23 protein-coding genes and 1 riboswitch are annotated in these 25,570 nt (G+C 69.8%); of the genes, 7 read left to right on the top strand and 16 right to left on the bottom strand.

The window, feature by feature from the left end:
- Position 1: 1 nt before the first annotated feature.
- The 11 genes from ACFRAQ_RS05935 to fabD all read right to left on the bottom strand — a co-directional run bounded on the left by ACFRAQ_RS05935 (position 2) and on the right by fabD (position 11,271).
- Entirely contained in the window at positions 2 to 1,216 is a 1,215-nt protein-coding gene (locus tag ACFRAQ_RS05935; protein ID WP_379094603.1) for an FAD-dependent monooxygenase, read from the bottom strand.
- Positions 1,213 to 1,770, bottom strand: a complete 558-nt coding sequence (locus ACFRAQ_RS05940) for an ester cyclase (protein WP_379094605.1) — start codon at positions 1,768 to 1,770, stop codon at positions 1,213 to 1,215. The genes ACFRAQ_RS05935 and ACFRAQ_RS05940 overlap by 4 nt, the downstream gene beginning before the upstream one ends.
- Positions 1,760 to 2,893, bottom strand: a complete 1,134-nt coding sequence (locus ACFRAQ_RS05945; RefSeq protein WP_379094607.1) for a 3-oxoacyl-ACP synthase III family protein — start codon at positions 2,891 to 2,893, stop codon at positions 1,760 to 1,762. Before ACFRAQ_RS05945 ends, ACFRAQ_RS05940 begins: the two co-directional genes overlap by 11 nt.
- 55 nt (positions 2,894 to 2,948) lie before the next feature.
- A complete protein-coding gene (locus ACFRAQ_RS05950) occupies positions 2,949 to 5,360 on the bottom strand; it encodes a beta-ketoacyl synthase N-terminal-like domain-containing protein (RefSeq protein WP_379094609.1) in 2,412 nt (803 codons plus the stop codon).
- An 18-nt stretch (positions 5,361 to 5,378) separates the two neighbouring features.
- Positions 5,379 to 6,653 carry a beta-ketoacyl-[acyl-carrier-protein] synthase family protein gene (locus ACFRAQ_RS05955; RefSeq protein WP_379094611.1) on the bottom strand — a complete coding sequence of 425 codons (1,275 nt, stop codon included), beginning with the start codon at positions 6,651 to 6,653 and terminating at the stop codon, positions 5,379 to 5,381.
- The gene (locus ACFRAQ_RS05960; protein WP_379094613.1) at positions 6,650 to 7,162 is read right to left on the bottom strand and encodes a 3-hydroxyacyl-ACP dehydratase FabZ family protein; all 513 of its coding nucleotides are present in this window, start codon (positions 7,160 to 7,162) and stop codon (positions 6,650 to 6,652) included. Before ACFRAQ_RS05960 ends, ACFRAQ_RS05955 begins: the two co-directional genes overlap by 4 nt.
- Positions 7,159 to 8,469 (bottom strand): beta-ketoacyl-[acyl-carrier-protein] synthase family protein, encoded by a 1,311-nt coding sequence (locus tag ACFRAQ_RS05965; RefSeq protein ID WP_379094615.1) that lies wholly within the window; start codon positions 8,467 to 8,469, stop codon positions 7,159 to 7,161. Before ACFRAQ_RS05965 ends, ACFRAQ_RS05960 begins: the two co-directional genes overlap by 4 nt.
- Positions 8,466 to 8,918: a hypothetical protein gene (locus ACFRAQ_RS05970; RefSeq protein WP_379094617.1), complete on the bottom strand. Its 453-nt coding sequence runs from the start codon at positions 8,916 to 8,918 to the stop codon at positions 8,466 to 8,468. The genes ACFRAQ_RS05965 and ACFRAQ_RS05970 overlap by 4 nt, the downstream gene beginning before the upstream one ends.
- 41 nt (positions 8,919 to 8,959) lie before the next feature.
- Positions 8,960 to 9,742 (bottom strand): SDR family NAD(P)-dependent oxidoreductase, encoded by a 783-nt coding sequence (locus tag ACFRAQ_RS05975; protein ID WP_379094619.1) that lies wholly within the window; start codon positions 9,740 to 9,742, stop codon positions 8,960 to 8,962.
- On the bottom strand, positions 9,742 to 10,164 hold the full coding sequence (locus tag ACFRAQ_RS05980) for an acyl carrier protein (RefSeq protein WP_379094621.1): 423 nt from the start codon (positions 10,162 to 10,164) through the stop codon (positions 9,742 to 9,744). The genes ACFRAQ_RS05975 and ACFRAQ_RS05980 overlap by 1 nt, the downstream gene beginning before the upstream one ends.
- 117 nt (positions 10,165 to 10,281) lie before the next feature.
- Positions 10,282 to 11,271 (bottom strand): ACP S-malonyltransferase, encoded by a 990-nt coding sequence (gene fabD / locus ACFRAQ_RS05985; RefSeq protein WP_379094623.1) that lies wholly within the window; start codon positions 11,269 to 11,271, stop codon positions 10,282 to 10,284.
- 454 nt (positions 11,272 to 11,725) lie between these two features.
- On the opposite strand from fabD, the gene ACFRAQ_RS05990 reads away from it, so the two are divergent.
- From ACFRAQ_RS05990 to ACFRAQ_RS06005, 4 genes are read left to right on the top strand one after another with little or no spacing between them, the layout of a single operon-like run.
- A complete protein-coding gene (locus tag ACFRAQ_RS05990; protein ID WP_379094625.1) occupies positions 11,726 to 12,739 on the top strand; it encodes a ParB N-terminal domain-containing protein in 1,014 nt (337 codons plus the stop codon).
- Entirely contained in the window at positions 12,681 to 13,709 is a 1,029-nt protein-coding gene (locus ACFRAQ_RS05995) for an alpha/beta fold hydrolase (RefSeq protein WP_379094627.1), read from the top strand. Before ACFRAQ_RS05990 ends, ACFRAQ_RS05995 begins: the two co-directional genes overlap by 59 nt.
- A gap of 45 nt (positions 13,710 to 13,754) precedes the next feature.
- Entirely contained in the window at positions 13,755 to 15,173 is a 1,419-nt protein-coding gene (locus ACFRAQ_RS06000) for a cytochrome P450 (protein ID WP_379094629.1), read from the top strand.
- A 29-nt stretch (positions 15,174 to 15,202) separates the two neighbouring features.
- Positions 15,203 to 16,423: an epoxide hydrolase family protein gene (locus ACFRAQ_RS06005; RefSeq protein ID WP_379094631.1), complete on the top strand. Its 1,221-nt coding sequence runs from the start codon at positions 15,203 to 15,205 to the stop codon at positions 16,421 to 16,423.
- Between the two features lie 229 nt (positions 16,424 to 16,652).
- On the opposite strand, the gene ACFRAQ_RS06010 is transcribed toward ACFRAQ_RS06005, so the two are convergent.
- Complete coding sequence (locus tag ACFRAQ_RS06010) at positions 16,653 to 18,878, bottom strand: ATP-binding protein (RefSeq protein ID WP_379094633.1); 2,226 nt, start codon at positions 18,876 to 18,878, stop codon at positions 16,653 to 16,655.
- A 248-nt stretch (positions 18,879 to 19,126) separates the two neighbouring features.
- Here ACFRAQ_RS06010 and ACFRAQ_RS06015 point away from each other — a divergent pair, with 248 nt between their 5' ends.
- Positions 19,127 to 20,089, top strand: coding sequence for a DNA polymerase domain-containing protein (locus ACFRAQ_RS06015; RefSeq protein WP_379094635.1), 963 nt, complete (start codon positions 19,127 to 19,129; stop codon positions 20,087 to 20,089).
- A gap of 11 nt (positions 20,090 to 20,100) precedes the next feature.
- Here ACFRAQ_RS06015 and ACFRAQ_RS06020 read toward each other — a convergent pair whose 3' ends face one another.
- Positions 20,101 to 20,895 carry an ABC transporter ATP-binding protein gene (locus ACFRAQ_RS06020; protein ID WP_379094637.1) on the bottom strand — a complete coding sequence of 265 codons (795 nt, stop codon included), beginning with the start codon at positions 20,893 to 20,895 and terminating at the stop codon, positions 20,101 to 20,103.
- 25 nt (positions 20,896 to 20,920) lie between these two features.
- Entirely contained in the window at positions 20,921 to 22,678 is a 1,758-nt protein-coding gene (locus ACFRAQ_RS06025; protein ID WP_379094639.1) for an ABC transporter permease, read from the bottom strand.
- 225 nt (positions 22,679 to 22,903) lie between these two features.
- A riboswitch (M-box (ykoK) riboswitch) is annotated at positions 22,904 to 23,073 on the bottom strand.
- 78 nt (positions 23,074 to 23,151) lie between these two features.
- On the opposite strand from ACFRAQ_RS06025, the gene ACFRAQ_RS06030 reads away from it, so the two are divergent.
- Together ACFRAQ_RS06030 and ACFRAQ_RS06035 are read left to right on the top strand one after the other, a co-directional pair.
- Positions 23,152 to 23,664: a DUF3558 family protein gene (locus ACFRAQ_RS06030; RefSeq protein WP_379094641.1), complete on the top strand. Its 513-nt coding sequence runs from the start codon at positions 23,152 to 23,154 to the stop codon at positions 23,662 to 23,664.
- Complete coding sequence (locus ACFRAQ_RS06035) at positions 23,664 to 24,176, top strand: DUF3558 family protein (RefSeq protein WP_379094643.1); 513 nt, start codon at positions 23,664 to 23,666, stop codon at positions 24,174 to 24,176. Before ACFRAQ_RS06030 ends, ACFRAQ_RS06035 begins: the two co-directional genes overlap by 1 nt.
- A gap of 18 nt (positions 24,177 to 24,194) precedes the next feature.
- Here ACFRAQ_RS06035 and ACFRAQ_RS06040 read toward each other — a convergent pair whose 3' ends face one another.
- Positions 24,195 to 24,386 (bottom strand): hypothetical protein, encoded by a 192-nt coding sequence (locus tag ACFRAQ_RS06040; protein WP_357086464.1) that lies wholly within the window; start codon positions 24,384 to 24,386, stop codon positions 24,195 to 24,197.
- Positions 24,387 to 24,565: 179 nt separating this feature from the next.
- The gene (locus ACFRAQ_RS06045) at positions 24,566 to 25,540 is read right to left on the bottom strand and encodes an AraC family transcriptional regulator ligand-binding domain-containing protein (protein WP_379094645.1); all 975 of its coding nucleotides are present in this window, start codon (positions 25,538 to 25,540) and stop codon (positions 24,566 to 24,568) included.
- Between the last annotated feature and the right edge of the window lie 30 nt (positions 25,541 to 25,570).

Consider the following 25,570-nt stretch of genomic DNA (forward strand, 5'->3'; position numbering starts at 1 on the left):
GTCAGACACCGTCTTTCTGCAGTGATGCGGTCGGTTCGGGGGTGCGCCAGCGGGTGGCGTAGGCGATCTGGTCGCGTTCGGCGATGCGGAAGACGAGCCACGGCCACACCAGCCGCATGCCGAGTTCGCGCAGCCGGATGAGCAGCGGGTTCTCCACCGCGCCGAGGCGGCCGATCCGCCACGCCACCTTCTGGAGTCCGGCGGTGCGGGCGCGGCGCTGTTTCTCGTAGCGGCGCAACGCCGTCGCCGGGTCGGTGGTGTCGAGTTCCTCGGCCAGAACGAGGGCGTCCTCGAGGGCCTGGCACGCGCCCTGGCCGATATTGAAGGTGATGGGGTGGGCGGCGTCGCCGAGCAGCGTGACCCGGCCGGCGCCCCAGCGTTTGTCGGGAGCCCGGTCCAGCACGTCGCCGCGGATGATGGCCTCGGGCGGGGTGGCGGCCAGGATCTCCTCGACCGGGGCCATCCAGCCCCGATGCCGTTGCGCCAGTAATTCTCTGGGGTCGCCGTCGTCGTGGCCGCCGGGTTCGCCGTTGGCCACGCTCATCCAGTGCACGACGCCGGGGGCGACGTCGTAGAAGGTGAATCGGGTGCCGGGCCCGAACAGCGCGTAGAAGGTGCCGGGCGGGATCTTCTCGTGCCGCAGTTCGGCTTTGCCGCGCCAGGCGATGTAGCCGGTGTAGCGCGGCCGGGCCATGCCGAGCAGTCCGTTGCGGACCATGCCGTTGATGCCGTCCGCGCCGATGAGGACGTCGCCGCGGACCCGGTCGCCGTCGGACAGTTCCACGGTGACGCCGGTGTCGTCCTGTTCGAAGCCGACGACGGCTGCGCCCGTGCGGATCTCGGCGTCGTCGCCGGTGGCGGTGACCGCCGCGCTGAGGATCCGGTGCAGCACCGACCGCTCGACCGCGATGGTCGGGCATCCGTACTTCTCGATGAATCCGCCGACCGGCCACGCGCCGAACAGGTCCCCGCGCCAGGTCCCGAAATGGGTGATCTGCTGCATGGGGGCGGTCTCGAGCACCTCGCGCAGCACGCCGAGGCGTTGCAGCGCGATGGTGCCGTTGGTCCAGATGTGCAGTCCCGCACCGCCGTCGCGTAGTTCGGTGGCGCGTTCGAAGACCCGCACGCGCAGGCCGCGCTGTCGCAGCGCGAGGGCCGCGGCCAGGCCGCCGATGCCGCCGCCGGAGATGAGAACGGTCAGTGGCCGCTGCGTCACGGCCGGCCCGCTTCGGTCGGGGACGCCGCTTCGGTCAGGGACGACACGGTGGCCGCCAGTTCCGCGAGGTCCATGCCGCCGCCCTTGCGGCGCCGGCCCTTGCGGCCCAGCGCGCCCGACATCAGCCAGCCCAGGCCGAGCGCCTCGAGCATGGCGGATTCGACGCCGATGCCCCAGCGTTCGCAGATCAGGCCGTCGGCCAGCCGCCACACCACGACGCCCTTGAACTCGATGGCCTCCCCGGTGGGGTCCATGCCCAGGAATTCGCCGGTGAAGGTGCCGCGCCAGGTGTTGTGGATGACCACGTAGTCGGCGTGCGCGCTGAGCGCCTCGATGGTGACGTGCAGGTCCGGGAAGCCTTCGCGCAGACCGGCGATGGTGTACTTGACGCCCGCGGTGCCGTCGGGCGCGCCGGGCAGCGGCTGGTGGTCGACCATGTCGGGGGAGTAGATCTCGTCGACCACCGAGAAGTCGCCTTGGTTGACGAATTCGTCGAAGACGCGGCGGATGATGCGCGCGTTCTCCTCCGCCGTGAACACGTGATCAGGCGACATGGTCGATCACCTCGGCGGATTCGGCGAACGGGGCTTCCCAGCGCAGCGACAGACCGGCGTAGAGGTAACGGCTGGCCTCCACGGCGAGCAGCAGCAACTGGTCGCCGGGCCGGACCCGGCCCTGGACCCAGCCGTCGTCGAGGGCCAGCGGCACCGCCGCGGAGCCGGTCGCGCCGACGGTGGCCAGGTTCTCGACGATGTTCTTGGCCAGCACCGCCTGGTCCTCGGGCGAGACTCCGGCGGCGTCGAATTCGGCGGTGAAATAGTCGGCATTGCCTTCGGGCAGCACGCAGGCGTCGATCTCGGCGACGGTGAGCCCGGTGCGCGCCAGCATGTCCTTCATGCCCGCCACGAACACCTGCGGCCCGAAGGTGGCGGTCCCGTTCACGTCGAGCTTCATCTCCACCAGGCGCTTGCGCTTGGCCTGATCGAACACCGGCTCGTGGGTGCCGCCGCCGACGATCTGCATGCCGGGCTTGCGGTCGCCACCGAGACAGGCGGTGGCGAAACGGAATTCGCCGTTCGGGTCGGTGCTGCCGGGTTCGCCGGCGCGCAGCACGACCGCCCCGGCGCCGTCGCCGAAGGAGTTGATGACCAGCCGATCGCGCATGCGCACCAGTTCGGGGTCCATGCCGAGGTACATCGGAACCAGCAGCGGCGAAATGGATTCCGCGCCGATCACCACGGCCGTCGTGTAGGTGCCGTCGGCGAGCAGGCGGCGCGCGTAGTCGAGGCCCTGCACGAAACCCGTGCAGGCGGCCCGGAATTCGATGGACGCGCAGTGCGCGAGCCCGAGCCGCTCCTGCACGTAGGTGACCACGGCGGGCAGCTGGTATTCGGGGCTGGCCGAGGACATGACCAGTAGATCCACCTCGGCCGGGTCGATGCCGGCGCGGGCCAGCGCCCGCCGCGCCGCCGTGGTGGCCATGGCGGAGGTGCCGGTGGTGTGGCGGCCGGTGGCGGGGTCGATGATCCAATGCCGTTGCCGTACTTGGATGTTGTCGAGGACCTCGGCGGGCATGGGCCCGCACAGGCGCTCGAGGGTGGCGTTGTCGATCGGGTCCCCGGGCAGGTAGGAGCCGGTGGACAGGATCGACACGTGGCGTGTGTCGAGGTTCGGCATGGTGTCTCCGTTCACGATTCGATGTGTGCGTTCACGATGGGGTGGGTGCGTCGGGTCACTGCGGTGCGGCCGCGGGGTGGGTCAGCACGAAGCTGGTGTGGGTGCCGCCCAGCGACGAGCCGTTGACCAGCACCGGGCCGTGGTCCGCGCCGTGCGCCCACGAGGTGATGGCCAGCGCGGCGGCCAGCTGCGCGCCCGCGCCGATGGGATCGCCGAGCACCCGCTTGGGCTCGTGCCGGGCACAGGCCGGCTTCAGGCCGAGCCGATCGACGGCCCGGCGCTCGGGACCGTCCACCGCGGGCAGCCCCGCCGCGGCGGTCCAGACCGCGGTCAGCTCTTCCGGTTTCACCCCGGACGCGCCGAGGGCATCGCGCATGGCCCGTTCCACCCCGTGCCCGCGCGGATCCCAGCGTGCGATGCCGAGCGCATCGCAGGTGGTGGCGTAGCCCGCGAGCACGGCCAGCGGTGTGACCCCGCGGGCCCGCGCGGTCGAGGCCCGTTCCAGCAGCAGGGTGACGCTGCCCTCGGCGAGCTGGAATTCGCGGCCGTGACGACCGGTGAACACTCCCGCGCCCCGGTAGGCGTCGAGCGCGTAGGGCGAGAGCTCGTCCGCGCCGGTGCAGAGGACGGCGTCGGCTCGTCCGGCCCGCAACAGGTCGAAGGCGGTGCCGAGAGCGGCAGCGCCGGCGGCGTGACCCGAGGTGAGAGTCGACGTCGGCCCCTTCGCGCCCAGCGCCATCGCCACCTGCCCGGCGGCGGCATTGAAGACGGTATTGGGGAAGATCGCCGGATTGCCTTGCAGCGGACCGCCCAGCACCGTCGGCTCGAAGAAGCGGGAGATGCTGCTCATCGGACCGACACCGGTGCCGAGCACCACGCCCACGCTCTCGTCGGCGGTGAGCCCGGCCGCCGTGAGCGCCTGCTCGCTGGTCGCCACGGCCAACTGGCCGAGGCGATCCATCCGCCGCCGCGCCTTCGCCGGAATGGCCGCTCCCGGGTCGGTGCCCACTCGCACCACCCGCAACCCGTGGTGCGACTCGGCAATTCCGGCCCCGGCCCGCCATGCGGCCCAGAGCTGTTCGGGGTCGGCCGCCGCACCCATGAGCACGCCGATCCCGGTCACGACGACCTCATCGAACTCGTCGGCCGCACCGGGCACGTGCTCATCGCCGGTTCCCGCCGGTCGTCCGTACACGACACAGGCGTTGGCCCCGGCGAAGGCGAAATTGTTCGAGGCGGCGACCCGCATGGGCAGGGCCCGGGCCTGGTTCGGCGCGGGATCCAGCCCGCACGCCGGGTCGGTCTCGGCGAAACCGGCTGTCGGCGGGATCATCTCGTCGCGCAGACCGAGGATGGTGACGATGGCTTCGACGGCTCCCGCCGCGCCGAGCAGGTGGCCGATCATGGATTTGGTGCTGCTCAGCACCACGTCCTGTGCCGCGTCGCCGAGGGCGGCGCGGACCGCGTTGCTCTCGGCCGAGTCGTTCTTCGGGGTCCCGGTGCCGTGCCCGTTGATGTAGGGCACGTCGGCGGGGGTGAGCCCGGCGGTGTCGATGGCGGCGCGGATGGCGCGCGCCGCGCCCGCGCCCTGGGGATGCGGGGCGGTGGCGTGGTAGCCGTCGGCGGACATGCCGTAGCCGAGCACCTCGGCGACGATCGGGGCGCCGGCCGCGAGGGCCACCTCGGCGGAGGCCAGCACCATCATGCCCGCGCCCGCGCCGAGCGAGAGACCGTCGCGGTCACGGGAATACGGGCGCGCCGGTCGCGAGGACAGCGATTCGACGCTGTTGAAGCCGTAGTACGCCATCTCGCTGAGCGCGTCGCTGCCGCCGACCAGCATGGCGTCCGCGCGTCCGGCGCGGATCTGTTCGACGGCGTGGGCGAGAGCGTGGGCGCTGGACGCGCAGGCCGTATTGACCGACAGCACGGGACCTTTCAGCCCGAAGGCGGCGCTGAGGGCCTCCGCGCAGAACTGCGGTGACACCAGCAGCAGGTGCCGGTCGTCACCGAGTCCCAGTTCGTCCGCGCCGACCGTGCGTCCGGCGTCGACCGCGCGGCGGACCGCCTTCTCGGCGCTGCGGATCCCGCTGTTGCAGCTGCCGAAGGCCACACCCCAGCGGTGGGCGGGGAGCGCGTCCGGGCGGGGCGCCGCGCCCGCCTCCAGCACGCCCAATCCCGCGCCCGCCATGGCTTCCTCGGCGGCGATGAGCGCGTAGTCGATGGCCGGTTCGGGGTCGGTGAGGCCGAGCGGGGCCAGGTAGTCGTATTTGGGGCGCGGCGGGTCGAGGATCTCGCCGCCGATGGCCGCGGGCAGTCCGGCGACGGCGAATTCGCGCAGCGGCCGGATGGCGACCTCGCCGCCGCGCACCCGCTGCCACAGTTCCTCCGCGCCGGCGCCGTGTGCGGTGATCGCGCCGAGCGAGGTGATCACGATGCGCCGGGGCGCCGGACGATGGGTTTCGTGCATGGCCGAAAGTCCTGTCGATCAGTTCGATTGGGTGAGGGTGAGCGCCACGGCCTGGCCCTCCAGGCCGCGGGCCAGGGCCAGCGCGACCCTCGGCCGGGCGTGCCGGGCCGCACCGCTGACGATGTCGAGATCGCATCCGGGGGCCGGGTTCTCGTGATTGGCGGTGGCGGGCACCACGCCGGAGTCCAGGGCCAGCGCGGCCAGGGCGGCATTGAGCGCGCCCGCGCCGCCGACCAGATGCCCGGTCTGGGGTTTGACGCTGGTCACGGCGGCCCGGTCGGCGGCTCCGCCGAGGGCGGTGCGCAGCGCCCGCACTTCGCTGGTGTCGCCGAGCGCGGTGGCGCAGCCGTGCGAGAACACGCAATCCGGGCCCGCCGCATCGGCATCCGACAGCGCCGCCGTGATCGCGCGGACCAGGCCGCGCCCGTCCGGATCGGAGGCGGGCGGGCGCACGCAGTCGTTGCCCATGCCGTAGCCCGCGAGCTCGGCGTAGATGTGCGCGCCGCGCCCCAATGCCCGATCACGATCCTCGAGCACCAGGATCGCCGCACCGTCGCCGATCACGGAGCCGGTGTGTTCGTGGTCGAACGGCCGGAACGCCTTGGTGTCCAAGTCGTTTCGCGGTGACAGCACGCCGAGTCCGTCCAGCTTGGCCATGGCCCACCAGTTGGTGGCGTCGTCGTAGCCGCCCGCCACGGCCAGATCGGCCTCCCCGCGCCGGATGGCGCGCATGGCCCGCCCGATCGCGGTCGCACCGGAATCGGCCGCGCCCGCGTAGAAGGCATTGGGTCCGCGCAGGCCGAACAGCGAGGAGATGTGGTAGGTCCCGCCGTTCTGCAAACCCTCCACATACGCCAGCGGCGGCACGATCGACCGGGCCAGTTCACCCAGTTTGCGCATGTCCGGCTCGCCGTCCACGCCCCGAATGGCCTCCATGTCGGCGATGGAGTCGTCGCGCTGGCAGATGTCCTTGTTGCCACCGAGATACAGCCCGGTGCGGTGGCCGAGGTCGCTGCGCTCGAGCCCGGCGTCGCGCAGCGCCAGGGTGGCGGCCGCGACGCCGTACTGGTCGCCGCGGGTGGAGGTGCGCATGGACCGCAGCGACAGGAACTTGCCCGGATCGAAGTCGGGGATCTCCGCGCCGAGCCGGGTGCGCAGCGGTGACGGGTCGTAGGCGCGCAGCGGGGCGATGCCGGTATGCCCCGCCACCAGCGCGTCCCAGGTCTCGCGGGCGCCCTCGCCGAGCGCCGTGACCAGGCCGACGCCGGTGATCACCACGCGCCGCGCGGTCACGGCGTCACCTCGGCGGCAAAGCCGTTCGCGACCGGCATCGCCGCGGCGGGGCCACCGATCGCCGCGGCGGAATCGCCATGCACCGCGGCGATCGGCCTACGCGCCAGGCGCAGGTTCTTGATGGCGGCGGCGGTCCGGCCGTCCACCGTGGCGGTCGCCCGCCACACCGACTCGTCCGGATCGGTTCCGGTGCTGACGCTCTCGACGGTCAGGTGCACCTGATCGCCCGGCGTGATGAAGCGCCGGAAGCGCAGCCCGTCGGCGGCGCGCAGCCGCAGCAGGGGATCACCGGCGGCCATGACGGCCAGCGCGATCAGGCTCTCGGTCAGCAGCACGCCGGGCAGGATGGGGCGGCGCGGGAAGTGGCTGTCGAAGAACGGCAGGGTGCCGGTGACGTTCAGCAGGGCCTCGGCCCGAAGGCCGGGGCTCACCACCAGGATTCGATCGAATCCCGGGGTGCCGATGCCCGCCGCCGGGAGGTCGGCGGGCGCGGGGTGGGACGCGGTCATGGCTGCTCCCTGAGTTCGGGGGTGTTCGGGGGTGCGCCCACCACGAGGCAGGTATTGGAACCGCCGAACGCGAGGGCGTTGATCATGGCCGCGCGCACCGGCATTCGGCGCGCGCGATGGGGGACGTAGTCGAGATCCAGGGCCCGATCCGGGGTGTCGAGATTGCGGGTGGGCGGCACCACCGCGTCCCGGATCGCGCCCAGCGCCGCCAGCAGGTTCAGGGCCGCGGCCCCGGCGGTGAGGTGCCCGGCCATGGATTTGGGCGAGGACACCACCAGCCGGTAGGCGTCGTCGCCGAACACCTTCTTGATGGCCCGGGTCTCGGAGACGTCATTGCCGGGCGTGCTGGTGCCGTGCGCCGCGATGTAGTCGATATCGGCTGTGCCCAAACAGGATTCGGTCAGCGCGGATTCCATCGCCTCGATCGCGCCCGCACCGTCCGGTGGCGAGTCGGTGATCCGCCAGGCGTTCATGGTGGACCCGTAGCCGAGCAGTTCGCCCAGGATCGGCGCCCCGCGCTCGAGCGCGGAGTCGTGGTCCTCGAGGACGAAGGACACCGCGCCCTCGCCGATCACGAACCCGCTGCGGTCGGCGTCGAAGGGGCGCGAGGCGGCGGCGGGATCGTCGTTGTAGCGGTCGGTCATCGCGCCCAGCAGCCCGAAGCCGAGGATGTCGGCCCAGGTGGTGAGCGAGTCGTAGCCGCCGGCCACCATCATGCGGGCGTCGCCCTCCTGGATCAGCCGGAAGGCCTCGCCGAGGGCGTGTCCGGATCCGGCGCAGGCGGTGTGGATGCCCACCATCGGACCGGTCGCGCCGATCAGCCGGACCATGGCGTTGAGGGCCAGGTTCTGATTGCCGGTCAGGGTGGCCGACGGTGCGGGCCGCACGAACGCGTCGGGTTTCCCGGTACGGGAACGCAATTCGGAGACCCGCAGCACCATCTCCAGGTCGGGTCGGCCCACGCTCGCGCCCATGGCCACCCCGCGATCCGAGGGCGGATAGGGCTGCTCGGCGTCCAGGCCCGCGGAGCGCAGGGCCTCGCCGACCGCAGCCAGCCCGAACAGGCCGGGCCGGGACACCCAGCGCCGGTCGGCGGCGGCCGGGATCGCGGTGGCCGGATCGAAGGAGTCCGGGACCAGCCCGGCGATCCGGACCGGGAAGGTGGTGCAGTCGAAGGTGGTCAGCGGGCCGATGGCATTGCGCCCGGCCACCAGTCCGTCCCAGGTGGACGGCGCGTCCACGCCGAGCGGGGTGACCGCGCCGACGCCGGTCACCACCACCCGCCGGGGTCCGGCCGGGGTGCTCATCCGACCAGCTCCTCGCCGAGCAGGTGGCGCGCCATCCGTTCGGTGTCGGCCGGGTCGTCGAGCCGGTCGGCGTCGATGAGGGCGCACATGATGTTGCGGGCGTCCATGATTCGCTCGCCGTCGACCTCGATCCAGCCGTCCACCACCGCCGCCTCCGGCGTCGCGTGCACCACCCGGGCCGTCATCCGCAGCACGTCACCGGGTACCGCGTCGCGGTGCATGGTGACGTCGCCGACGGTGAGCAGCGCGGCGCGTTTGGTGTGCGCCGAGCTGAGCAGCACGAGCCAGGCCCCGGCCTGGCACAGCGCCTCCAGGGCCAGGCCGAAGGGCAGCACGGGGCCGGTGGCGGACGGCTGCCAGACGTTCTCGTAGACCGAGGTGAGTTTGCGAGCCGTGATGTGCTGCAACGGTTCCCAGGACTCGATTCGGTCGATGAGATGAAATCGCATGGCAGTCACGTCCTTTCCGATTCAGCGGGATGCCGGGGTGTTCAGCGGGAGACCAGGCGGCCGTTGCTGAGCTGCACCGCGAGGCCGCCGTCGACGCGCAGCAGCTCTCCGGTGACGTAATCGGCGGCGGGACTGGCGAGCCAGGCCACCGCCTCCGCGACCTGTCCCACGTCGCCGTAGCGGCGCATCGGGACATGGGTGCGGCCCTTGCCGTTGTCGCGTTGCAGCAGGTCGCCGATGAGATCGGTGGGGATGACGCCGCCCAGCACGGCGTTCACCCGCACCCCGAACCGGGCCATCTCCACCGCGCAGGCCAGGGTGAGGGCGTTCATCGCGCCCTTGGAGGTCGAGTAGTTGGACTGCCCGGTGAGACCCTTCTCGCCCATGATGGACGAGACGTTCACGATCGCGCCCTCGCCCTGGGACATGAGATGCCCGGCCGCGGCGTGCGTGCAGTTGAAGGCGCCGCCCAGGTTGACCTGGATGACCTTCCACCATTCGGCCGGATCCATGTCGTGCAGCAGCCCGTCACGGGTGATGCCCGCGTTGTTGACCAGAATGTGCAAGCCGCCCAACTGATCCCGGGTCTGCTCCACCAGATCCTTGGCCGCCGCCAGCTCGGACACGTCCGCGCCGACGGCGACCGCGCGGCCGCCGAAGTCCGCGATCTCGGCGACCACCTCGAGGGCTTCGTCCTTGTGGGAGCGGTAGTTCACCGCGACCGCCGCCCCGCGCCGGGCCAGGGTGAGTGCGACGGCCCGGCCGATGCCGCGGGACGCGCCGGTGACCAGCGCGACCTTGCCTGCGAAATCCTGCTCCGGCATCAGGCGACCTCTTCGGCCTCGGCCGGTGCGGCGGCGCGCTGGGCGACCAGGTCGACCAGGTTGCGTACGGTGACCAGGCCGAGCACCTGCTCGCCGCGCAGCGGGCCGTTGAGATTGCTGCGGTCGAACTGCGGCAGCACCTTCTCCAGGTGGGCGAGCCCGATCTCGGAGACGATCTCGTTCTCGTCGCCGAACTCGTCGTCGGGGATGCCGCCCTGCAGCAGTTCCTGCACGTCGGCGACGGCGATCTTGACGCCGGTGTCGCGGTGGATGCGGAACAGGATGTCGAGCAGGTCGATGGATTCCGCGCCGAGCTCGTCGATCAGGGTGGCGTCGAGGGTCACCTCGGACTGGTCGATGCCGAGGGCGTCGGCGATCGCGTCGGTGACGGCGGGCGCGAAGTCGGTGGTGGTTTCGGGCATGGTGATTCCTTCTTTCTCGGTGAGGGGTTGGTGGGGACCCCCGCGGCGCCTGCCGCAGGGGTGTGATCGGTGGGAGTCCGGTGGGATCTGGCCTGGCTCAGGCGTATTCGGCCGGGTTCAGGCGTATTGGGCGACGGCCGCGGCGATGCGGCGAGAGTCCTGGGTGCTGCGCACGGTGGCGTCGCTGACCATGCGGTTGGCGAGCCCCGACAGCACGCGTCCGGGGCCGATCTCGAGGTAGTCGGTGCAGCCGAGTTCGGCGGCGGTGCTGATCACCTCGATCCAGCGGACCGGGGCGGTGAGCTGGCGGTGCAGCAGTTCCCGCGCCGCTTTGCCGCTCGAAATCGGTTGTGCGGTCACGGAACTGATGACGGTGGTGGTGGGATCGCGGAAGTCGGCCAGGTGCAGCCCGGCGGCGAACCGCTCCTCGAGGGACGCCATGAGCGAGCAGTGGAACGGTGCGCCGACCCGCAGCGCGACCAGCGAGCCCGCCCCCGCGGCGCGCAGCAGCTCGGTGGCGGCCGCGACCGCCTCCGCCGTCCCCGAGATGACCGACTGATCCGGCGCGTTGTAGTTGGCGAGCTCGACGACCCCGTCCACGCCCGCGCAGATCTCCTCGATCCGCCCCGCGTCCACCCCGGACACGGCCGTCATCGCGCCCGGCACCGCCGCCGCGATCTCGGCCATCAGCTCACCCCGCAGCCGCACCAGCGTCAACGCGTCGGCGAGATCCAGCACTCCGGCCGCGGCCAGCGCCGCGAACTCCCCGAGGCTGTGCCCCGCCACCAGGTCGGGCGCGAACCCCTCGGCCCGCAGGACCTCGAAGGTGGCCAGCGCCGTGGCCAGAATCGCCGGCTGCGCCACCTCGGTGGCCCGCAACTGCTCCGCGTCCCCCTCCGTGCACAGCGCCCGCATCGGCAGCCCCAGGCACTCGTCGGCCCGCTCGAACACGGCCCCCGCGGTCTCCGGGTGCTCCCGAATCAAATGCGCGGCCATCCCCTCCCGCTGCGATCCCTGCCCGGGAAACATGGCCAGCACCCGCCGTTGCCCGTCCGGTGCCCCCGGCGCGGCCAACTCCTGGGCCGCCGCGATCAGATTGGCGTTCATGATGTCTTCCGAATCGTGCAGGTAGCCGATGGCTACTCGGGGTCAGATCCCGAACGTCGCTGTTCGCGTCCCGAGTATGTGAATCCCGGCTCGAGCGGTCCTCGAGGAAAACCAAACACGCAGTAACCATCCCGGCGAGACAGGTGTTTCGAGCCGCTGGCGCAACGTCCCCGAGGGCGCGGATGGGAGGCCCTGAAACAGGACTGTAACGAGTTCTATTGCAGCAATGTCTTGCTACGTGTGCCCGGGAACAGGACGGAAATGCAATTGTCGCATCACTCTGAAATATGTTGTCGCACAAGGTGTTACACGTGATCAATGAGGCGATTCCGGGTCCGATTGGGTTCGGTCGTGACGGGCGCGTGTGGTGGCCGCCTGGGGTGAACGAGTTCTAATCTCGGCTTCGATGGCAGCGTTCGATATCCATCGAATCCGTTAAGAGACAAGGGGAACCATGAACTCGAGCGATCGACCTCTGGTGCGGCTGTCGGCCGGTTCCATGTCGGGTACGGAAGTTCAGGCGATCGGGGGGACCGGGCAGAGCGAGGTGGTCCGGGCCGCGACAGTGTCGCTGCTGATCGGGGATCACCCGCGCATCGGCGGTGTCGATGCCGACCATGTCGAGCGGCTGGCGGAATCGCAGACCCGGCTGCCGCCGATCCTGGTGCACCGCCCGACCATGCGGGTGATCGACGGGGTGCATCGGCTGCGGGCGGCCGAGCTGCGCGGCGACGCGCAGATCGACATCGTGTACTTCGACGGCACCGAGGCAGACGCCTTCGTACTGGCGGTGCGGGCGAACGTCCATCATGGTCTGCCACTGTCGTCGGCCGACCGCGCGGCAGCGACGCTGCGCCTGTTGCGGACTCATCCGCAGTGGTCGGATCGCGTGCTCGCCTCGGTCACCGGCCTGGCCGCGAAGACGATCGCGGCGATGCGAACCGATTCCGGGGGTGCGGTCCCGGCGGTGGAGTCCAGACTCGGGCGGGACGGCAAGGTCAGGCCGGTGGACAGCGCCGCCGGACGGGCGCGGGCGAGTCGATTGCTCGCCGCCCGACCGGACGCCTCACTGCGCGAGATCGCCAGTGCCGCCGGAATATCCCCGGCCACGGTCCGGGACGTCCGGGCGCGGCTGGATCGCGGTGAGGACCCGGTGCCGTCGCGGGCCCGGCGCACCCCGAAGCCGGTCCAGGTGCGCGGGCAGACCGCCGGCGATCTGCTCCGTGCGATGTATCGTGATCCCTCCCTGCGGATGTCCGGTTCCGGTCGCTCCCTGCTGCGGCTGCTCAGCTCGCAGCTGCTCGACGACCGCGCCCGTGAACAACTGGTCATGACCGTACCGCCACACTGTGCCGATCTGGTCGCACAGGTCGCGCTCGAATGTGCCGCGGGCTGGCGGAGATTCGCCGATGAACTGGCGGCGAGCCCCCGTTCAACCGACGACCGAATCGCAGTTGAACGCGGTTGAACACAGCATTGCCCAGGAAAAGCAGATCCCTCTAATCTCTGGCCATCGATCCGCGAGCCTCGGATTCGAGTGGATGTCAGAACGGAAAGGGTTGCCGACTATGTCCGAAACGCAATCAACACGATCCATAGAGTTGCCGGACGGCACTGTCGCCGTGGTCAATACATTCCGTGCCGAAAACACCGATGACGCACCGGTTGTCGTGGTCTGGCCGGGTATCGCGGCGTCCGGCGCGCTGTATTCCGGATTGGCGGCCGAACTGAGTCGCCAGGGCTGCACCGTCGTGGTGGGTGAATTGCACGGTCAGGGGAATTCGTCTCCCCGGCCGCCGCGTTCGAGTCGCTACGGCATGCACGACCAGGTCATTTACGACTACCACCTGACCACCGAGTACGCGCGTGGTCTCTCGGCCGGGCGCCCGGTCTACGTCTTGGCCCACAGCTTCGGCGGCCAGCTCGCCGTCTGCCATGTCGCCCGTGATCAGCGCATTGCCGGGCTGATCCTGGTGGCCTCGGGGTTGGCGCCGGTGTCGGAGCTGCGGGCGCTGTCGACGCGGCGCTGGCTGGGCGCCCGGGCACTGTTCGGCGTCATCGCCCGGATCGGCTGGCTGCCCGCCACCAAGATGCTGGGTCGGCCGACCCGGGGTCTGACCACGGACATCGCGAATATGGTGTTGTCCGGGCGGTTCGAGCCGCGCGGGGCGGAATTCGATTACGAAGCGGCGATGGGCCGTAGCGAGACACCGGTACTCGCGATCAATTTCGCGGCCGACCGCCGGGTCTCGATTCGTGAAACGGATCTGCTCGTCGGCAAATTCGGCCGGGCGCCACTGCGGCGGGAGGTCATCGACTCGGGGTTGGGGCACATGTCCTGGTTGAAATCGCCACAGGCGGTCGCCGAGATCGCCGTGGAATTCATTCGCGAACTGTCGGCGGACCAGCCGGAGAAGGAAACTCGGGCAGTCGCCTGAGTGCGCGATCATTCGATCTTCTATTCGTATCGAGGTGAAACACACATGACCGAGGTCAAAGGCTGCCCGGTGGACCATTCGCAATCGAATGTCCTGGGCGGCGACGGTGAAACACTCCCCATGCCGGGTACCCGCGACAAGTACGGCTTCGCCACGGCGGTGAACACCAAGAAGAACGGCCTGCTGGGGGTGGTCGAGCAGCTCTGGCGCGAGCACGGCGATGTCTCCGAGCTGCAGGTCGGTCCGCGCCGATTGGTCGTGCTGGCCCATCCCGACCACGTCCGGATGGTGACGCTCGAGCAGATGGACAAGTACACCAAGGGCGCGAGCTACGACCCGGTGCGCAAGTACTGGATGGGCGAGGGCGTCGCGACCAGCGTCGGCGCGCAATGGAAGTCGCAGCGTCAGGTGCTGGCGCCCTTCTTCACCCCGAAGTCGGTGCGCGAGTACGTGCCGTTGTTCTTCGAGGACGTGCAGTGGTTCAGTACCCGCTGGACCCCGGAGTCCGCGGGCGGCGAACCGGTGGACATGGTGCCCGAGATGGCGACGCTCACCGCCTCCATTCTGCTCAAGACGTTGTTCAGCACGGCGGGCCGGGATGTCATCGCCCAGTTGAAGGGCGCGGTGGAAACCATGATCACGTACACCTCCGGGCGCAATACCGACAAGTTCAAAGCGCCCGAGTGGGTTCCGACATCTGGTCGCCGCGGCTACGACCAGGCGCGGCAGCGGGTCGACGAGTTCATTCTGGGCGTGATCGCGGAACGCCGGCGGATGCCCGCGCAGGACCGTCCCGACGACCTGCTCACCAAGATGATCGCCAATGAGGCGAAGTTGGGCCCAGCCGATCGGGCCGACATGGTCCTGCGTGATCAGTGCGTGACGATGTTCATCGCCGGATACGAAACCACCGCTCGCACTTTGGCATTCGTGTGGTATCTGCTGGCCAACAACCCCGAGTCGGCGGTCCGGCTGCGCGCTGAAGTGGATGCCCTGCCCGACGATTTCACCGTCGACGACCTGGAGCACGCGCCGTACTCACTGTGCGTGATCAAGGAGGCGCTGCGTCTGCATCCGCCCGCGCCGCTGTACCTGCGTGATGTCGTGGAGCCGGTGCGCATAGGATCGTATGTGGCGCAACCCGGTTCGATCGTGGTGGTCGCACCCTACCTCACCCATCGGCATCCCGATTTCTGGACCGATCCGGAGCGATTCGATCCGGACCGATGGGCCGACAATGCCGAGAAGAGCATGCACCCCTTCGCCTTCCATCCCTTCTCGGCCGGACCCAGGGTATGCATCGGCAAGAGCTTCGCCTATCTGGAGGCGCAGATCCTGCTGGTCACTCTGGCTCGGCTGTTCGCTCCCGAGCGGGTCCCCGGCTACACCCCGAAATGGCGGATGCGCGGGGTGCTCGGGCCGGAGGGCGGCATGCCGATGACCATCAGGCGGCGAGTCAAGTGACCGTAACCGACGACAGGACAGCCGCTTCCGTGACCGCGGCTGCGCCGGAGAAGTTTGTGGTCGCGGTTCCGCAGGAGACGCTCGACGACTTGAAGGCGCGCCTGCTCGCGACCCGCTGGCCCGCCGATATCCGGGAGGAAGAGACCTATTACGGCACCAGCGTCGCGTACATGAAGGAGCTCGTCGCGTACTGGATCGACGAATTCGATTGGCGCGCCGCCGAAGCCGAGATCAACAGCTACGACAACTACCGTGCGATCGTCGACGGCGTCCCGATCCACTATCTCCGGGAACCGGGCCGGGGCCCCGCGCCGATTCCGCTGATCCTGACGCACGGCTGGCCCTGGAGCTTCCGGGAATGGTCCCGGGTCGTCAAGCAGCTGGCCGATCCCGGCAGCTACGGCGGCGATCCGGCCGACGCCTTCGAGGTGATCGTGCCCTCGCTGCCCGGCTTCGGGTTCTCCGCGCCCACCGGGCGGACGGACCTGAACTTCTGGAAGATGTCCGAACTCTGGCACAGCCTGATGACCGACCATCTCGGCTTCGGGAAATACGCGGCGGGCGGCGCGGACTACGGGGCGCTGGTGACCGCGCAACTCGGCCACGCGCGAGCCGCCGACCTGCACGGCATCTGGCTCGGGCACCCCGTACACCTGGATGTGTTCCAGGGTGAACGGCCCTGGGACGGCACCGGCGGGTTCATGGTCCCGCCGGGGGTCCCCGACGAGATCCGGGACGGCATCCTCGCGTTCCAATACCGCTACGCCTCCCACAGCGCGGTCCACATCCTCGATTCCCAGAACCTGTCGTTCGGCTTGGCGGACTCGCCGGTCGGCATGCTGTCGTGGATTCTGCGGCGCTGGACCGAATGGAGTGAATCGGGCGGGGATGTCGAAAGCGTCTTCCCCCGTGACCATCTGCTCGCCAACGCCACCATGTGGTGGGTCGGCAACACCATCACCACGTCGATCCGCGCCTATATCAATGCCAACCGCTACCCGTGGACGCCCGCCCACGACCGCACGCCGATCATCGAGGCGCCAACGGGTTTCACCTTCCTCGGCTTCGAGAACCCGCCCGGCGTGACCACGGCCAACCGTGCCCGGGTCTTCCTCGACGATGCGCGCCACCGCGGTTGGTACAACCCGGTCCATATCGGCGCGCACGAACACGGCGGCCACTTCACCCCGTGGGAGAACCCCGACGCCGTCATCGAGGACATTCGAGCGACCTTCCGCACGCTCCGGTGATCGAGGAGAACACCATGGATCTCGGAGTAGCCCCGCCCACGACCGGCAGATCGGCGAGGATCCGGCCGTGCTCGCGGGCCGGGGTATCGACCACGTGATCTTCACCAACACCGCGCCGGTCGATCTCGAGGAGGAACTCGACCTCCTGCGTCGGCCGGCCGGGACGGTTCGGTGATACCGCCCGTGGTGGCCGGGTCGGCGTTGCCCCGGCCGCCACGCGGTGGACTCGTCACGCGGGCTGCTGGGTCTCGCGTTCGATGACCAGCGCGACGTGTAATCGGCTGGGGCAGTCCAGCCTCGTCATGACCTGCCGCAGGTGGTTCACGACCGTCCATTCGGCGATCCCCAGGCGATTGGCGATCATGCGGTTGGTCATGCCCTCGGCGACCAGCAGCGCCGTCTCGAGCTGCCGCTTGGTCAGCCGGGACAGCAGCGGAGATCCCAGATCGGCGCGCGACAGCAGCGGTATGGACAGCGCATAGGCGATGGCCTCGTCGATGTCGAGTACCGCGCCGATGGTGCTCACCGCCGGATCGGCCGAATTCCCCGCGATCCGGGACAGCGAACAGCTGGCCCGGATCCAGTGGGTCGCCGCCGAAAGCCGGTGTGTCTGTTCGGAATACTCGACGCCGGCGGCATCGTAGGCCCGGGCGCAGCCTTCCAGCGCCGTCACCATTTCCAGCAGGCTCATCACCGGTTCGGGTGTCCGCAGCACGAGATGGAAGACTTCCAGCGCGCGATGCGGCGACCGGGCGCGCAGCAGGGTCCGGCCGAGCGTGTTCAGGACTGTCAGCCGATCACGGCGGCGGGGCAGGGCGGCCGCGTGATCACGCAGGGCCGACCAGGTTTCGTCGTCCTCTAGCGGCACGTCGCCGAGTCCGATCACCGCCTCCATGAGTGCGGCGACCGGCTGCTCCGCGGGTGAGGCTGCGGCCGAAGGGAATCGAGCGAGCAGCGTGCGGGCCCGCTGGGGCTTTCCGGTCTCGTGATGGACCTGGGCCAGAGCGCGGCCCGCCCGATGGACAAGGCCGGGGTCGGTACGGCGGGTGTCGGTATTCCGGGCGGAGACGACCGGTGCGAGCAGTCGTTTCGCGTCCTCGAAACGCCCGGATCGCAGTGCCCAGCGGCCCAGGAGCTCACGACCCGCGGCCATCAGCGTGGGCGGGTGGGCTCCGGAGTCGACCGCCGCCATCAGGGTGGCCACGATGGCCTCGGCATCGGCGAGCAGTCCCCGTTCGATCCAGACGTCCTCCAGCTCGGACAGCAGCTCGATGGCGTCCCGATACGCGTCGTGGTCGATCAGGTACCGGACGGTGGCGACGATGTCCGGCAGCCAGCGGTCGATCAGGCGTAGCGCCTCGGCGCGGCCGTCCGGCTCGGCGAGCAGCCGAGTGATCTCGCGGGCCAGCAGACGGAGTCCCTCGGCGCGCCGGAAGCGCACTCGTTTCGCGAGGACCCGATCCTCGAACAGCAACTGGCGGCAGAACGACCGGGTGAAGCCCGAGATCGCATAGGTGTAGTGACCGTTCTCGGCGACCGAGTGGTCGAGCAGGCTGCGGTCCACGAGTTCGGCGAGCTTGCCGGCGATCGGATCACCCCGCTCGCCGCTGAGCAGCAGCACCTCCTCGAGATCGGTGAGGACGCTGGAAGCGGCGACGTGCAGCAGCACGAAGAGGCCCATCTCGTCGAGATCGCTCAGCGCCCACTCCACGCATGCGCGAATGCTGCGGTGCCGCGACGGGACATCGACGAACGGCGAGGGCGGCAGCTGTTGCCCGGAGCGGATCCGATCCAGCGTTCGTTCGGCTCCGAGTCTCCCAACCGCGGTCGCGGCGAGCTCCAATCCCACCGGTACGCCGTCCAATTCGGCCGCGATCTGCTCGAGCTGCGATCGGTCCGCGGCGATGGCCGCGTCGCGGAACCGGGTTTCGACGCAGTTCCACAAGAGCTGAGCGGCGGGACTGGCCTCGGACCCGTCGGAGGCGATGGACAGCGGCGGAACCAGGTAGAGCACCTCCTGATACAGGTCGAGAGCGTGGCGGCTGGTCGCGACCACGGTCAGCCCCGGGCACCGGACCAGTACCGCGGACAGTCCGGCCGCGAGATCGCGGGCGACGAGATCGCAATTGTCGGCCAGCAGAATCATCGGTTCCACGCCGATTCGCGCCGCCACGGCATCCGGTCCGGGCGGGGTGGCGTGCGGCTCGGCCGGGCGACCCAGTGCGTCCAGGATCGTCCCCCAGGCTTGCTCGCCTTCGCTGGTCTCGGCCAAATCGACTGATATGAACCGACTCTCGGCATTCCGCACGGCGGTGGCGGCCAACCGGCTCTTGCCGACACCGGCGCCCCCGGTCACGGTGAGCAACCGGATGTTCTGATCGAGGACGAGCTCACGAAGGTCGGCCAGCTGCGATGCCCGTCCGACCAGGACGGGACTGCGACGGGTTTCGGGCATTCTCCACCGTTCCTGGGTCGGGAGCTCGGGTGGACGACGTGCGGCCAGACCGGTGATTCAGTCGGCGACGCTGCCTGATGCTTCCGACCCTAGTGAACGAGGCTCCTCCCGCGGACCGCCGCGAGGGTGACAGATTGTTGCTCTCGCCGGTGAATCCGCACGATGTTAGGTTCGGTCTCCCCTCGCCGGTGACCGCGGACACGGCCGGGGTGGTTGACGGGGGTGCGGTGGGGGCGCATGGTGGGCCGATGGGCGAAGACGCGCGGGCCGGTCTGAAGTTCTCCAGTCTGGACAGTCCCCTGTTCGACGGGGCGGGGGCCACCAAGGGGGAGCTGATCGACTATCTCGAGGCGGTGGGGGAGCGGATGGTGGGGGCGCTGCGGGAGCGGCCGTTGTCGGTGGTGCGGGTGCGGCCGGGACAGGAGCCGTTCATGCAGAAGAATCTGCCGAAGTACACGCCGGAGTGGGTGCGGCGGAAGACCTTGTGGGCGGGGAGCTCCAAACGGGAAGTGTCGTACGCCTTGTGCGATGACGTGCGGACACTGTTGTGGTTCGGGAATCAGCGGGCGGTGGAGTACCACGTCACGCTGCTGCTGGCGGAGGATCTGGTCGACTACTCCGGTGGACCCACCCATCTGGTGCTGGATATCGATCCCGAACCGGGACAGCCGTTTTCGCGGGCGGTGGCCGCGGCCGAGCTGATTCGGCGGGCGCTGGCGGACGACGGGCTGGCGGGGGCGGTGAAGACCAGTGGGTCCAAGGGGGTGCACATCTTCGTGCCCGTGCGGGCGGGGGTCGATATCGAGGACGCGGCGGCCGCCACCCGGGCCATCGCGGCGCGCGCCGAACGGCTCGACCCGGACCTGGCCACCACGGCCTTCATTCGAGAAGACCGGGGCGGCAAGGTTTTCCTGGATTCCACCCGGGCCGGCGGGGCGACGGTGGTGTCGGTGTACAGCCCGCGGGTGCGGCCGGGCGCGACGGTGTCGTTCCCGGTCGGCTGGGCCGACCTGCCGGAGATCGATCCGCGCGATTTCACCGTGCGCACCGCCGCCGCCATCCTCGGCGACCGGGATCCGTGGGCCGAGGCGATGCCCGAACCGCAAACGCTCCCGGCGGATCTCATCGCCGAGGGCCACACCATCCCGGTGGCGCGGGTGCAGGCCATGCACGAAGGCAAACGCCGCGCCCGAGCCCGCCGCACGGACTGACCTCCTCCTGCTCAGGCCGCGTCGCGGTCGAGCCTCCGTTCGCTGCCCTCGACCAGCAGCCGGTAGGCCCGGTCCGTCAGCGCCTGGAACCCGGCGGCGCGCGGGTCGCGCGGCGGATCCAGCGGCACCCGGATCTCGCCCTTGATCCGCCCGGGATCGTTGTCCAGCACCAGGATTCGGTCCGCGAGCAGGACGGCCTCCTCGATATTGTGGGTGACCATCAGCATGGTCCGGGTGGGGAAGGCGGTCTCGGTCCACAGCCGCATGAGCTCGCCCCGCAGGTTCTCGGCGGTCTGCACGTCCAGCGCGGAGAACGGCTCGTCCATGAGCAGGACCTCGGGTCGCAGCACCAGGGCCCGCGCGAAGCCGACGCGCTGGCGCATTCCGCCGGAAAGCTCCTTGGGACAGGCGTTCTCGAAGCCGCCGAGGCCGATCATGTCGATGGCGTCGGTGACCCGTTCGGCGCGTTCCCGGCTCGGCATGCCCTGGGCGCGCAGCCCGAGCTCGATGTTCTGCCGCACGGTCAGCCACGGCAGCAGCGCGAAGTTCTGGAACACCATGGCGGCGCTCGGATGCGGCGCGGTGATCCGCTCGCCGTGCAGCCGCGCGGATCCCGACGTCGGGGCGACCAGTCCGGCCATGATCCGCAGCAGCGTGGACTTCCCGGACCCGGACCGCCCGATCAGCGCGACGATCTCGCTCTCGCGCAGCTCCAGCGAGACCTCCGAGAGCACCGGCAGCGGCGCACCGGCGGGCCCGGTGTAGTGCTTGCTGACGCGGTCGACGGTGATGATGGGGGTGGACATGGCTGTCCTCCTTTCGAAAACGGTTTCAGTTCAACGAGAAACGCTGTTCGGCCCGGCGCTGCAGCCGACGCCACACCAGCCGGTTGATGGTCACGGTGACGACGCTCATCACCACGGTGCCCAGCAGCACCTTCGGAAACATGTCCGCCGCGGTGGCATTGGTGATGTACGCGCCCAGCCCGTACGCCTGCAGATGGGTGCCGCCCGCCTCGACCACCTCGCCGACCAGCGTGGCGTTCCAGGCCCCGCCGAACGCGGTGATCGCGCCGACCACATAGCCGGGGGCGATCGCGGGCAGGATCAACGACTTCCACCGCAGCCACCCGTGCACGCCGAGATCGTCCATGGCCTCGCGCAGATCGGTCGGGATCTGCCCGGCCGCGGCGATCACGTTGAACAGCACGTACCACTGCGCGCCCAGAGCCATCAGCACGATGCCGCCGATGTTCAGCGAGACGCCGGTCCAGGTGAGCGCCGCGATCACGAAGATGAACAGGAACTGCGCCGGGAAACTGGCCAGCACCTGCACCACCGGCTGCGCGAACCGGCACACCCGCGGGTTCAACCCGATCCACACCCCGACCGGCACCCACACCACGGTGGACATCACCAGCAGCACGATCACCCGGCTCAGACTCGCCAGGCCCATGAGCGTGGCGGGCCCGAATTCGGCCAGCCCGACGGTCCTTTCGAAGTAGGCGGCCAGCGTCCAGGTGCCCCAGGCCAGCGCCGCCAGCAGCAGCCCGAAGAAGACCACGTCCCCGGCCCGGCCGCCGGGACGGTCGTCGTAGGCGGACCGGGTGCTGCGCCCGAACACTCGCATGACGCGATCGATCCCCTCACCGACCGGTCGTGTCACCCGCGCCAGCCGCCCCGGCACCGTGCTGCGCCGCAGCAGGTCCAGCACGAGACTGCGTGGGACTTCGGCGCTTTCGGTGTGCTCCACCCGGAACCGCTCCGACCACGCGGTGAGCGGCCGCCAGAACAGCACGTTCACGACGACGATGGTGGCCACCATGACCAGCGCGCCCAGCAGCAGTCGCGAGACCTGCCCCTGCGAGGTCGCCGCCGCGATGAAGCTGCCCATGCCCGGCAGCGCCTCTTCCCGCCCGGACACCGTGATCACCTCGGACGCGGCGAGCATGAACCAGGCGCCGCCGAAGCTCATCATCCCGTTCCAGATCAACGGCACCATGGCGGCCGGCACCTCCAGCTGCCACAACCGCTGCCAGCGGGTGAGCCGCAGCATGCGGGCGGCATCGTCGAGCTCCCGCGGCAGGGTGCGCACCGCCTGGTAGTAGGCGAAGGTCATGTTCCAGGCCATCGCGGTGAAGATGGCGAACACGCACACCGCCTCCGCGCCCAGGAAGGAGCCGCGGAACAGCGCCACGAACGCGGTCACCGTGATGGAGACCAGCGCCAGCACCGGCACCGATTGCAGCACGTCCACCATCGGGACCAGCACCTTCTCCGCCCGCCGCGAATGCGCCGCCCACTGGCCGACGACCAGCGTGAACAGGATCGAGGCCGCCAGCCCCAGGAACATCCGCAGCGTGGTGCGCGCCGCGTAGTACGGCAGTTCCCGGGGATCGGTCGACACCGATTCCGGTCCGGAGCCCGGCGTCCACGGCACCGACATATCGCGGAACAGCCGCAGCGCCACGGCGATCAGGAACACGGCCACGCCGAGCACCAGAAAGTCGCCGGCGCGCAGCCGGTTTCGCGGACGCGGCGTCGGCTGCCGTGTTTCGGGACGGTTGGGAATGGTGATCTGGAGCGTCATTGGATGAATCCGCATCTAATCGACAAAGGGCGCGCGGAAATAGGCGCACGCCGAATCACGCGAAAGGGTGATGGGGGCGTCGCCGAATACCGGGAAATTACGAGTGCGCGACAGGAGGTCCGGGGTCGTCATCGGTTGTCATCCGACCGGGCACCTCCTCACACAGTTCATACGCGGGTTCATCAGCGCACACGGGGGAGGTCGATCCGGGGAATCCGGGGAGGACGCACACCCCTCTCGTCAGAGCTTCGGCACTGCACGACGTGTTCCGAATCGGAAAGCCACTTTGGATTACCCCTTAATCCGGGGAAATCTGTCCTAACCTTGGGCGTCTCTCGACGTCGTCAGATCAGTGGCCTGTGTTCGTGCAGGAGCCTCGCCTATCGAGGTGCGTTATCGACGGTAGTAAAGCCCCGATGAGTTGTCAAAGTGTGTACCCGCACGACCGGTCCGATTCGCCTAGTCTGGTCCGCGTGACGAGAGCGACGCGCGTGGCGGTGGGGATCGCCTTGATCGGGCTGGCGGTCGCGGGGTGCGGGAACTCCTCGGATCAGCGGGCCGCGGCGACCATGACCGCAGCGCCGAAGGCGGCCGCGCCGTCTCCCGACACCATCGGCCTGTGTGGCGGCGCATCCGACGCCGAGGTGGTCGAGGCCACGGGATCGACCGGTGCGCAACGGGTTTCGGCCAATCCGATCGGCTGCGCCTGGCAGCCCGCCGCGGGCGGCGACTACGCCGTCACCTTCCACTGGTTCCGGGGCAGCTCATTGCAGGACCGCCGCGACCAGGTCACCACCGGCAGTCCCGCCACCGTCCGGATCGCCGGGCAGCCGGGCATCGAATGGCGGGGCGCGCAATCCTGTGAGGTCGCGGTGGCATTCGGCGACACCGACTTCATCGACTGGTCCGAACGGTCGAGCGCGCGCGCCTGCCAGGGCGTGGAGCAGCTGGCCGCGGCCACCCTGACACAGGCGGGGCAGAGTTGATGGCGCGCCGCGGAGTGCGAATCACGGTGGCGGCCTTGGTGATCGCCGCCCTGTCCGGGTGTTCGCACGCCGACCGGCAGGCCGACTCCCGTCCCGCGGCCGATCCGAACCTGCTGGCGGGCTGTGGCCCCCTGGAGGATCAGAAGCTGGCCGCCGCCATCGGCGTCACCGGTATGCGGCGGCAGAGCGAGCCCACGGTGTGCGACTGGACCGCCATGAATCCCGGTGGCGGCGTGGTCGACATCACTTATGCCTGGCTGCGGGACGACACGCTCGCGCGGGAGGTGCGGATCGCCGACCGGTTCGGATACCGCGTGGAGCGGCTCGTGGTGCGGAACTTCGGCGGCATGTACTGGCGGGATCCGGCGGATCCGGGTGGTTGCGCGGTGACGGTGGCCGATACCGGCACCGTCACCTGGTGGGTGCGGAACCGCGATCACACCGCGTTGCTCGATCCGTGCACAGCTGCCATGAATCTGATGAACGCGACGCTCTCGGTCGACGGCATCTGACGCGCGCGGGAACCGATCTCAGTGCTCGAGGAACGTGGCGACGATGTTCCAGAACATGTTCGGGTCCACGGTGTGGAAATCCCAGCTCTCGGTGAGGTTGTGAGTGGTGCTCACGATAGACTTGATATCGAAGTCGTGCCGGGTGGCGGTGCCCTTGGCCTCCACGGCGGTGACGACGTAGGCGGTGGCGGTTTCTGCGGTGTGGGGCACGAGGAAGCTCCAATCGAGTACCGGTCCGGGGGAACGCGTGACAGTGTCCTGGCGTTTCCGTCCAGTCTGATTTCCGTCCGCTCCGCGCGGGAGTTCCGAAAGCGCCAAACCGGTCCGGGACACGCCAACCTTGCTGTGGGGTTGCCGGAATACCGTACGGTAGGTGCGATTTCGGCTCCTCAACGGGGGTCTTCGGGTTCCGGATCAGCCTGGTCCCGCCACCGCTGCACCGCCCGCCGCAGGCTCGCCGGATCCGCGTAACCCAGGAATTCCGCCTGCTGGGCGCGTGGAAGGTGTTCGGCGCGTTGCAATCTGCGGCGGCGTGCGTGATCCACCTCACGCCGCCAAGTGGTTCCGGCCTCGGACAGCCGGCGCTGGAGTGATCTCGGCGACGTCAGCAGCCGCCGCGCAACCACTTCCAGCGTCGCCGCGCCATCGGCGAGAGCCAGATCGATGGCGTCGCCGAGCTGCTCGAGCCAGGTCACCCCGACCTCCGGGGTGGCGGGCAGGGTGGCCGCGTAGGTCAGCAGCACCGCCGTCAGCTCCGGATCGGCCGACTTCATCGGCAGCGCCAGATCCGCGGCCCGCAGCGTCAGCGCGTCCGCCGGGGCGTCGAAATCGATTGCGCGGGTGCCGAACAGCTCGGTGACGGTGGCGAGATCGGCGGGCGCGGCCTGCCGGAAACTCACCCGCGCCGGCACCACGGGGCAGCGGGTGGCGGCCCGCGCCCGCCCCACGAGCAGCGCGAAAGCCGCCTGTATCAACAGTTCCCGGCCCCGGCAGTCGTCCACCGCCGACCGCACCTCGTAGCAGACCTCCTGCTCGTCGCGGCGCGCGACGCGGAAGCCGTGACTCGTGGTGAGACTGCCGGTATGGCGCACGCACGCCTCGAGCGCGTCGCCGAGCGTGGCCGCGGACAGGAACAGATATTCGAGCAGCCCGAACTCACCGGTGGTGCTCTCGTCGGACACGCGCAGCGCGATATCGGGATCCCCGGTCTCGCGCTCGATCAGCTCCCACACCCGCAGGCAATACCGGGACGACACCCGGGTGCCCTCACCGCCTTCGCGCCAGGCGGGCACGCCCGCCGTCCGGGCGATCCGGTCGGCGTCGAGTCCGGCCCGCACCGCCCGCTCCAACGCGAACCGGGCCATGAGAATGCTGTCGTGACAATCGGATCGAGT

Origin of the sequence: Nocardia sp. NPDC056611, from assembly GCF_042792755.1 — a bacterium.
Taxonomy (GTDB): Bacteria; Actinomycetota; Actinomycetes; order Mycobacteriales; family Mycobacteriaceae; genus Nocardia.